The organism is Blautia sp. JLR.GB0024, from assembly GCF_037000545.1.
In the GTDB taxonomy this organism is placed as follows: domain Bacteria; phylum Bacillota; class Clostridia; order Lachnospirales; family Lachnospiraceae; genus Blautia; species Blautia celeris.
In genome coordinates this window covers 1-1422 of record NZ_JBANBF010000044.1, presented here as the reverse complement: position 1 = coordinate 1422, position 1422 = coordinate 1, and the positions used below count along the sequence as shown (strand labels likewise).

The following is a 1422-nucleotide window of genomic DNA, read 5'->3' as shown; positions in this document are numbered from 1 at the left end:
TAAGTGATTCGTTGAGGATAATGGAATGGTTTTGGGAAAGCCAGCCAGAGAGGGTGAAAGCCCCGTACATGAAATCCGAGATGACACGGCAGGATCCAGAGTACCACGAGACACGAGAAACCTTGTGGGAACGCGCGGGGACCACCCCGTAAGGCTAAATACTCCTTAGTGACCGATAGTGCATAGTACTGTGAAGGAAAGGTGAAAAGGACCCCGGGAGGGGAGTGAAAGAGAACCTGAAACCCTGTGTTTACAAGCTGTGGAACACCTTTATATGGTGGACCGCGTACTTTTTGTAGAACGGTCCGGCGAGTTGTGCATACTGGCAAGGTTAAGCGTCTAAGACGCGGAGCCGTAGGGAAACCAAGTCTGAACAGGGCCAGAGTCAGTATGTGCAGACCCGAAACCGGGTGATCTATCCATGTCCAGGTTGAAGCTGCCGTAAGAGGTAGTGGAGGACCGAACGCACATCCGTTGAAAAGGGTGGCGATGAGGTGTGGATAGGGGAGAAATTCCAATCGAACCCGGAGATAGCTGGTTCTCCTCGAAATAGCTTTAGGGCTAGCCTCGGTATAGATTCATGGAGGTAGAGCACTGAATTTCCTAGGGGGCGTCAAAGCCTACCGAAGAATATCAAACTCCGAATGCCATCGAACCGATTACCGGGAGTCAGACTATACGAGATAAGTTGGATAGTCAAAAGGGAAAGAGCCCAGACCTCCAGCTAAGGTCCCAAAGTGCGTGTTAAGTGGAAAAGGATGTGGGATTTCAAAGACAACCAGGATGTTGGCTCAGAAGCAGCCATCCATTCAAAGAGTGCGTAATAGCTCACTGGTCGAGAGGTCCTGCGCCGAAAATGTCCGGGGCTGAAACACGACACCGAAGCTGAGGAATGACATAGTCATTGGTAGAGGAGCATTGAATGCGGGAAGAAGCAGTACCGTAAGGAGCTGTGGACTGCATTGAAGAGAGAATGCCGGAATGAGTAGCGAGAACAAGGTGGGAATCCTTGTGGCCGAATATCTAAGGTTTCCAGGGTAAAGCTGATCTGCCCTGGGTAAGTCGGGGCCTAAGGCGAGGTCGAAAGACGTAGCCGATGGACAACAGGTTGAGATTCCTGTACTGCGATATGACAGAACTGTGGGGACACGTGTGGAGAGCACAACCCGGGAATGGAATCCCGGGGCAAGCGAGGTAGGGGTCTGGTAGGAAAAACCGCCAGGCAACCCGAAGGCGTGATGCGGACCGAACTAAAGTAGGGAAGTGTGTGAGCCATGCGTCAAGAAAAGCCGCTATTGTTCATATCGTACCCGTACCGTAAACCGACACAGGTGGATGAGGAGAGAATCCTAAGGCCGACGGAAGAAGCATTGCCAAGGAACTCGGCAAAATGACCCCGTAACTTCGGGAGAAGGGGTGCCA

Annotated in this window: 1 rRNA gene; it reads left to right on the top strand. The window is 51.9% G+C overall.

The features are described from left to right. Positions 1–1422, top strand: a 23S ribosomal RNA gene (locus V8Q34_RS27345); the annotation flags it as partial.